Below are 8548 nucleotides of genomic sequence, written 5' to 3' on the forward strand. Positions count from 1 at the left end.
CGCAGAAGGCATTCGAAACTGGGCTACCTCAGCCCAATGGAGTTCGAGGCCCGCGCTATGCTAGCTTAACCTGCTGTCCACGAAACCGGCAGCAGCTCAGGCATCCATGCCCGTGTCCAAGGAATACCAGTTCCAGCCGGTCATCCTGCCAACACGAGCGAAATCTGACATGGATTGCAGGTCGTGTCATATTTGTTGCGCTTCACGAGCCCTTTGTTGGGAAGCCTGGCAATCGCCAGTTTAACGCGGCGCCTCGTGCGCGTTTGCCCTCCGCCTGCGCATCTGAGGCTGCCAGGACTTGCGTTGCCCCCCTTACGCTACCGTCGTCGCCGGGTTCAGCACTCCGGCGGCGCGAGGTTCGGCCAAATGGGCCTGGGGAAGAAACCGCTCCAACCCATCGCTGCATATGCGTCGGGGCCAGATGCCCAGACCCGACCGCCCGGACGGCCCTCATCGCCGGAGCAAGGCCCGATGCCGTTGCGGAAGGCGGTACCCCGGCGCAGGCCTGCCCGCGCCAGGGTCTGCCCGCCGGTGCGGCGCCTCCGGGAACCGGCCTTACATCCGCCGCACCCGCATCGCGCGGGCCAGCAGCAGCGCCGGGATCGCGCTGGCGAGGCTGAGCAGCGCCCCCATCCTGGCCGCATCCTGCACCGCCCCGTCCGGGAAGGCGACGGTCGCCACGAACAGGGCGACGGTGAAACCGATCGCCGCCACGAAGCCGATCACCGGCAGATCGCTCAGCCGCATCCCCTCGGGCAGGCCGAGCCGCAGGGGCACCGCCGCAAACCAGCCGAACAGGAAGATGCCGAGCGGCTTGCCGATCATCAGCCCCGCCAGCACGAGGAAGGTCGGCGCCGAGATCGCTCCGAACCCGACCCCCGCATTCAGCAGGCCGAAGGCGAACAGCACGAATTGCACCGGGACTTTCAGCGCATGTTCGATGCGGTTCAGCAGATCGGTCGAGCAGGCCTCGTCTTCGGCGAAGATGCCGAAGTCGCGCGCCGCATGGGGGATGGCCGGCACCACCGGCAACAGACCGAGCGCCGGATGCAGCCCCGCCCGCCAGAAGGCATACCAGCTGACGCAGCCCGCTATCACATAAGGCCAGGGGCCCAGAGCCCGCCGGACCCAGGTCGAGTGCGGCCGGTCCTGCCGTCCACGGTCGAGCCGGCGCGGCAGCCAGTTCGCCAGCACGAAGACCGCCATTGCCGCGCCCGCCGACAGCAAGAGCCAGAGCGGCGCGACCTCGCCGCTCGGGTAGAAGATCGCGAGGATCGCCAGCCCTCCGGCATCATCGGCAATCGCCAGCAAGAGCAGAAAGCCGATCGCCGGATGGCGCGCGCCGAAGATCATCCGCCCGACCAGATAGCTGAAGGCGATATCGGTGGCGGTGGGAATCGCCCAGCCCCGCCCGGTCTCGGCCAGCACGCCCAGGGCCGAGGCAAGCGCCAGATAGACCGCGACCGGCCCCGCCATACCGCCGAGCGTGGCGATCAGCGGCGTCAGTGCCTTCTTCCCGCGCAGGCTGCCGCCGGGCAGGATCACCGCCTCCCAGACCTCTTTCGCCGCCATGGCGAAAAACAGCGCCATCAGCATGTCGTTGACCAGAAAATGCAGGGTCAGCACCCGCTGCGGCGCCGCGCCGTCGTCCCCCCTCAGCCCGACCGGCGCATCCGGCCACAGCGGCAGATGGACGAGATGGTGGTAGCTGCCGGGCGAGAGATTAGCCCAGGCCAGCGCGATCAGGGCGCCGCCGATCAGCAGCAGCGAATATGTGGTGATCAAATCCCAGATCCGGTTCAAGACAGACCTCATGATTGCCCGCGGCAAGACTTAACGCCCGGCGACGAGAAAGAGAAATCGGAATATGGCAGAGTTCCTGTGGACATGATCTGTAATCCGGAATGCGGGTTTCCGTTCCGCTCACCGCGCGGAAAGGGCCAGAGGCCGGGCTGCCGGTGATGGAGCGCGATCCCGCCGCGGACCCCCTTGCTTTGCACTGAGGGGCGGCGGGCTCTGGTGCAGGGGAGACGCCTCCGGTCAAAGATGGCCTGACGGGAACCGCAGCCCTTCGTTTCGCTTTTGCTGCGCCACTCGCGATGGGGTCAGATTTGCCCCCCGCCCCGTATGTTGCCCGCGCGGGCGAACGTCCCGGGGGTGGCCGGTGATGTGAGGCGGTTCATGCCTGCGATGCGGATCCGGGCTTCCGCCTCCTGCCCTGTCGAAATCTCTGGCCATGAGACGCTCGCCCAAGAGCCTGACGCACCGCATCCCATTGTCGGGCAAACACAATCGCCGGGTCTTCGCCCCCGGGAGCGAAGGCTGATCCTGCTCATAACCGGGTTGTTTTCCGATCCTCCCCACACCCCGGGCCATTTCTTCCGCCTGGCCCCTCCGAAGCCTCTGCAAGGATCTGCATTGAAGATCGGGCCGAACCGGCGCATCTCCGATGCGGGTTGCCGGTCCTCCGGACCGCCCGCACTTCCAGCGTTTCCGCCTCGATACCGATGTGGATCTTGCGCCGCGGTTGCCCCTGTCGGCGCAGACGCATCCCGGCCCGGAGGCCAGGAGCGGCTGCTGTCCTCCGGTTTCCGGCATGACCGGCCGGAAACCGCACGGCGCACAGCAGCCGCGCGCGCCCCGTGCCGCGACGGCGCCCCCTTGTGCAGCCCCGCGCCCCGGCCTAGCCTCGGCCGGTCATGCAAAACGTCCAGAATCCCGCCCGCGGGATCGCGCTGATGATCCTCGCGATCCTGTTCTTCACGCTCCTCGACGCCACCGCCAAGGGGCTGGTGCAGCGCTATCCGGCGCCGCAGGTGATCTGGGCGCGGTTTCTCGGCCAAACGCTGATCGTCCTTCTGATCCTGCGCGGGCGCACCATGGTGACGGCGCGCACCAGCCACCCGGGCCTGCATGTCTGGCGCGCGGTGTTCCAGGTCATGACGGCGGCGTTCTTCTTCACCTCGCTGCAATATATCGGCCTCGCCGAGGCCACCGCGCTGACCGACACCAACCCGGTGCTGATCACTCTGGGCGCAGCACTTTTCCTCGGCGAGAAACTCGGGCCGCGGCGGATCTTCGGCATTCTCGCCGCGCTGACCGGGGCGATGATCGTGATCCGGCCCGGGGCGGGGGTGTTCTCCTGGGCGGCGCTGCTGCCGCTGGCGGCCGCCTTCTCCTTCGCCGCCAATTCGCTGCTGACCCGCCGGATCGGGCGGTATGAGACGGTCTGGACCGCGATGCTCTGGGGCGGCGTGCTCGGCACGCTTGCCTTCAGCACCACCCTGCCCTTCGTCTGGCAGCCCGTCGCAGCCTCTGACCTGCCGATGTTCGTGCTGATCGGCGCGATCGGCACCATCGGCCAGCTCTGCATGATCCGCGCGCTGTCGATCGCCGAGGCCGGGATGGTCGCGCCGTTCTCCTACCTCGGGATCGTCTTCGCCACGCTGTGGGGGATGCTGTTCTTCGACGAGTTTCCCGACCGCTGGACCATCCTCGGGGCGCTTGTGATCGCGGGGGCGGGGCTCTATGTCTGGCACCGGGAAACCCGCGCCGCCCGGGCGTGATCCACGAAATCGACGGGCCTATGGACGAAAAACCCGCCTTCCGTGTCGGCCACTGGCTTCAGGACCGGCTGTTCCGCGTGCTGATCGGGGGCCTCTTGCGGCTGCCCTATCGCATTCGCGTGCCGCTCTGCGGCTGGCTGGTCTCGAAGGTGGTCGCGCCGCTCGCGGGCTACCGACGGCGCATCCGCAACAATCTGGCGCTGGTGCGGCCCGACCTCTCCCGCGAGGAAGTGGAGCGGATCGTGCGCGCGGTGCCGGACAATGTGGGCCGCACCCTGATCGAGATCTATTCCGGCCAGGAATTCGTCGCCCGCGCCGCTGCCCTGCCGCTGACCGGCGAGGGCGTGGCGGCGCTGGAACAGGCGCATCGCGAGAACCGGCCGGTGATCCTCGTCACCGCGCATTTCGGCAATTACGACGCCAGCCGCGCCGCCCTGATCGCCCGCGGCTATCCGGTCGGCGCGCTCTACATGAACATGAGCAATGCCGCCTTCAACGCGCATTACGTGAAGGCGATCTCGGCCATCGGCACGCCTTTGTTCCCGCGCGGACGCGAGGGGCTGGCGGGAATGGTGAAATTCCTGCGCAAGGGCGGGATGCTCGGGATGCTGATCGACCAGCATATGCGTTCGGGCGTGCTGTTGCCGTTCTTCGGACATGAGGCGCAGACCGCGCTCTCGGCGGCTGAGCTGGCGCTGAAATACGATGCGCTCTGCGTCCCGGTCTACGCCTTGCGCCAGCAAGACGGGCTTTCCTTCGAGGTGATCGTCGAGGCGCCGGTCCCGCATGGCGATCCGGTGGCGATGACCCAGGCGCTGAACGACAGCCTGGAGCGGCTGGTGCGCCGCCATATGGGCCAGTGGTTCTGGATCCACAAACGCTGGAAACACGCGGGCCGCGAGGTCGGCGGGCCGGACCGCAGAGCCTGACGCCAATTCCTTCGAAGGAATTTGCAAAAATCTTCGAAGATTTTTGCGCCGCGCCTATTCCGCCTGTGCCGCCGCGAGGATCGCCGACGGGCCCGTGCGCTGCACGATCACCACCACGGGACCGGAGCCCGGCACCGGCGCCGACAGTTCCAGCGCCTCCTGCCCCGACCATTCGCCCAGGGTTTCCCAGGAGGTCACGATATTGCGGTAAGTCACCGTCTTGCCGGCGTTTTCACCGCGCTCGATGGCGACGGTTTCCTCGGGCATGTAGCGCACCAGTTCCACCCGAACCGGCGCATCCAGCGGCGGATCGGCATCGGCGAGGATCACCAGCACCTCGCCCCGGCGCTCGATCTTCAGCCGCACCGGCGAGGGCGCGGCGCCGTTCCTCGCCAGCGAGGCCATGGTCTCTTCGGGATCAAACCCCTCGATCCGGTCGGCGCCGCCGATCACGAATTGCGGCGTATAGATCGTGCGCGAGCCGATGGCGCGGGCATAGTTCTTCTGCCGCTCGGTGAAGGCCGGGTTGCCGAAACTGTCCTCCCAGCCGATGTAATCCCAGTAATCGACATGCAGAGACAGCGCGATCACCTTTGGATCGCGGGTCAGCCCGGCGAAGAACTCATCCGCCGGCGGGCAGGAGACGCAACCCTGCGAGGTGAAAAGCTCGACCACCACCGCGGAACCCGAAGCCCCCTCTGCGGCCTGGTCGGCCCGGGCATCTGTCGCCAGGGTGCAGGCTACGGCAAGGCCGCAGGCGGCGCTGAACATCTGTCGCATATGGTCTTTCCCGGTCCGCGGAGTGTCAAAAGGCCTGGTAGCGCGCGCCCCGCCCTTCCGCGGTTATAGAAAACCCGTCCCCTGCCTGCCAATCAAGGTTTTGCGATTGTTTTGCGTTTCGGGGGCGCCCGCCCCCCTTTTCTCCGGCCGCAAGCCGTGGTGCAATCGCCCCGGCGAAACATTACCGCAAAATGGCAGGGTCCGCTGTCGGAAGGGGCTGGATTTTCGGCATACAATTGCATACAATGCCATCGACTCCCCGAAATGCCCCGCCTTCCCGGGCGCGTCTCGGCCGCAGCCCAAGTGAAGCCACGTCCTGATCCAAGGAGCGAAACATGACCGTCACCGTCGGACATGACAGCCAGAAGACCCGCAAGACCCTGACCGCCGGCGGCCAGACCGTCAGCTACTACTCGATCCCGGCGGCCGAGGCCGCGGGCCTTGGCGAATTCTCGCGGCTTCCGGCCTCGCTCAAGGTCGTGCTCGAAAACATGCTGCGGTTCGAGGACGGCAAGACCGTCTCGGTCGACGACATCCGCGCCTTTTCCGACTGGGGCAAACTGGGCGGCAAGAACCCGATCGAGATCGCCTACCGCCCTGCCCGCGTGCTCATGCAGGACTTCACCGGCGTGCCTGCGGTGGTCGACCTTGCCGCGATGCGCGACGGGATCCTCGGCCTCGGGGGCGACGCGCAGAAGATCAACCCGCTGAACCCGGTCGACCTGGTGATCGACCATTCGGTGATGATCGACGAATTCGGCAATCCGCGCGCCTTCCAGATGAACGTCGATCTGGAATACGAGCGCAACATGGAGCGTTACGTCTTCCTGAAATGGGGACAAAAAGCGTTCAACAACTTCCGCGTGGTGCCGCCCGGCACCGGCATCTGCCACCAGGTCAACCTGGAATATCTGGCCCAGACGGTCTGGACCGACACCGACCAGAACGGCGAAGTCGTGGCCTATCCCGACACGCTGGTCGGCACCGACAGCCATACCACCATGGTCAACGGGCTTGCCGTCCTTGGCTGGGGCGTGGGCGGGATCGAGGCCGAGGCCGCGATGCTCGGACAGCCGGTCTCGATGCTGATCCCCGAGGTCGTGGGCTTCAGGCTGACCGGCCGCATGGTCGAGGGCACCACCGCCACCGATCTGGTGCTGAAGGTCGTCGCCATGCTCAGGAAACACGGCGTGGTGAACAAATTCGTCGAATTCTACGGCGAGGGCCTTGACCATCTGCCGCTCGCCGACCGCGCCACCATCGCCAATATGGCCCCGGAATACGGCGCGACCTGCGGCTTCTTCCCGATCGACAACGAGACGCTGCGCTACCTGCGCAACACCGGGCGCGAGGAAAGCCGCATCGCGCTGGTCGAGGCCTATGCGAAAGAGAACGGCTTCTGGCGCGGGCCGGATTACGATCCGATCTACACCTCGACGCTGGAACTGGACATGGGCACCATCGTCCCGGCGATCTCTGGGCCGAAACGGCCGCAGGACTACCTGCCGCTGACCGAGTCGGCGCGCAGCTTCTACAAGGTGGTGGCCGATTACCGCGGCATCGACGTCTCGGACGACGCCCGCGACATGACGGCCGAGGGCGGCGGCGTGGTCGCGGCCCCGGTCGATGCGCGCAAGACCGTCCAGGTCGAGGGCAAGGATTACACGATCCGCGACGGCTCGGTGGTGATCGCGGCGATCACGTCGTGCACCAATACCTCGAACCCCTATGTGATGATCGGCGCCGGTCTCGTCGCCCGCAAGGCGCGCGCGCTCGGCCTGACCCGCAAGCCCTGGGTCAAGACCTCGCTCGCCCCCGGATCCCAGGTGGTGGGCGCCTATCTTGAGGCCGCCGGTCTCCAGGAAGACCTCGACGCCGTCGGCTTCAACCTGGTGGGCTATGGCTGCACCACCTGCATCGGCAATTCGGGCCCGCTCGGCGATCCGGCGATCTCGAAAGCGATCAACGACAACGATCTGGTGGCGACCGCGGTGCTGTCCGGCAACCGCAACTTCGAGGGCCGGATCTCGCCCGACGTGCGGGCGAATTTCCTCGCCTCGCCGCCGCTCGTGGTGGCCTATGCCATCGCCGGCGATCTGAACATCAACCTCACCTGCGATCCGATCGCCCGGACCCCGGACGGGCGCGACGTGTTCCTGAAAGACATCTGGCCGACCAGCAAGGAAGTCGCCGATCTGGTCGAGGCGACGGTGACGCGCGAGGCGTTCCAGTCGAAATACGCCGATGTGTTCAAGGGCGACGAGAAATGGCAGGCGGTCGAGGTCACCGATTCCGAGACCTACGACTGGCCGCCCTCGTCGACCTATATCCAGAACCCGCCCTATTTCCGCGGCATGTCGAAGGATCCCGGCGTGATCTCGGACATCGACGGCGCGCGGGTGCTGGCGATCCTCGGCGACATGATCACCACCGACCACATCTCGCCCGCGGGTTCGTTCAAGCCGGCCACGCCTGCCGGGAAATATCTGACCGAGCGGCAGGTGGCGCAGAAGGATTTCAACTCCTACGGCTCGCGCCGGGGCAATCATGAGATCATGATGCGCGGCACTTTCGCCAATATCCGCATCAGGAACGAGATGCTGGACGGGGTTGAGGGCGGCTATACGCTTGGGCCGGACGGGGAGCAGACCTCGATCTTCGACGCCTCGATGGCCTGGCAGCAGCAGGGCACGCCGCTGGTGATCTTCGGCGGCGTCGAATACGGCGCGGGCTCGTCCAGGGACTGGGCGGCCAAGGGCACCGCGCTTCTGGGCGTGAAGGCCGTGATCGCCGAGAGCTTCGAGCGCATCCACCGCTCGAACCTCGTCGGCATGGGGGTGATCCCGTTCGAGTTCCTGCCGGGCGAGAACCGCAGGTCGCTCGGCCTGAAGGGCGACGAGGTGATCTCGATCGGCGGCCTCGCGGGCGATCTGAAGCCGCTGTCGCTGGTGCCGCTGACCATCCGCTACGCCGATGGCAGCGTCCGGACCACGCAGATCAAATGCCGGATCGATACCGCCATCGAGATCGAATATGTCGAGAACGGCGGCGTGCTGCATTACGTGCTGCGCAACCTGGCCCGCGCCTGAGTTTCGCACAAAGGCTGACGAGAAGACCCCGGCTGGCCCGGGGTCTTTTCTTTTGGCGCGGGCGGCGGGCGGGAAAAGCACTCCGTCCTGTTCCCGTTAAGTTCGCCTTTACCGCGGATGTCCTAAGGTCGGCCTGCCCCGCCAGAAAGGCCGCCCAAATGACGGAACCCCGCGTCGCCCCCGC

General features: G+C 66.6%; 5 protein-coding genes. 3 read left to right on the forward strand and 2 right to left on the reverse strand.

Going from position 1 to position 8548, the window contains the following annotated elements:
- Nucleotides 1–555: 555 nt before the first annotated feature.
- Nucleotides 556–1803, reverse strand: coding sequence for a Na+/H+ antiporter NhaA (locus XINFAN_RS17850; protein ID WP_124088229.1), 1248 nt, complete (start codon nt 1801–1803; stop codon nt 556–558).
- 935 nt (nt 1804–2738) lie between these two features.
- Here XINFAN_RS17850 and XINFAN_RS17855 point away from each other — a divergent pair.
- Both XINFAN_RS17855 and XINFAN_RS17860 read left to right on the forward strand, forming a co-directional pair.
- Complete coding sequence (locus XINFAN_RS17855; RefSeq protein ID WP_233352336.1) at nt 2739–3566, forward strand: DMT family transporter; 828 nt, start codon at nt 2739–2741, stop codon at nt 3564–3566.
- A gap of 20 nt (nt 3567–3586) precedes the next feature.
- Nucleotides 3587–4495 (forward strand): lysophospholipid acyltransferase family protein, encoded by a 909-nt coding sequence (locus XINFAN_RS17860; protein ID WP_124088231.1) that lies wholly within the window; start codon nt 3587–3589, stop codon nt 4493–4495.
- 54 nt (nt 4496–4549) lie between these two features.
- Here XINFAN_RS17860 and XINFAN_RS17865 read toward each other — a convergent pair whose 3' ends face one another.
- Complete coding sequence (locus XINFAN_RS17865) at nt 4550–5275, reverse strand: DUF1223 domain-containing protein (RefSeq protein WP_124088232.1); 726 nt, start codon at nt 5273–5275, stop codon at nt 4550–4552.
- A 335-nt stretch (nt 5276–5610) separates the two neighbouring features.
- Between XINFAN_RS17865 and acnA the strand changes: the two genes are divergently transcribed.
- Nucleotides 5611–8364: an aconitate hydratase AcnA gene (gene acnA / locus XINFAN_RS17870; RefSeq protein ID WP_124088233.1), complete on the forward strand. Its 2754-nt coding sequence runs from the start codon at nt 5611–5613 to the stop codon at nt 8362–8364.
- Nucleotides 8365–8548: the final 184 nt, after the last annotated feature.

Origin of the sequence: Pseudogemmobacter humi (assembly GCF_900609055.1) — a bacterium.
GTDB classification, from domain to species: Bacteria; Pseudomonadota; Alphaproteobacteria; order Rhodobacterales; family Rhodobacteraceae; genus Pseudogemmobacter; species Pseudogemmobacter humi.

Coding starts and splice junctions, on each gene's coding strand:
- XINFAN_RS17855 (WP_233352336.1), top strand. CDS start 2,739: ATGATCCTCGCGATCCTGTTCTTCACGCTCCTCGACGCCACCGCCAAG.
- XINFAN_RS17860 (WP_124088231.1), top strand. CDS start 3,587: ATGGACGAAAAACCCGCCTTCCGTGTCGGCCACTGGCTTCAGGACCGG.
- XINFAN_RS17865 (WP_124088232.1), bottom strand. CDS start 5,275: ATGCGACAGATGTTCAGCGCCGCCTGCGGCCTTGCCGTAGCCTGCACC.
- acnA (WP_124088233.1), top strand. CDS start 5,611: ATGACCGTCACCGTCGGACATGACAGCCAGAAGACCCGCAAGACCCTG.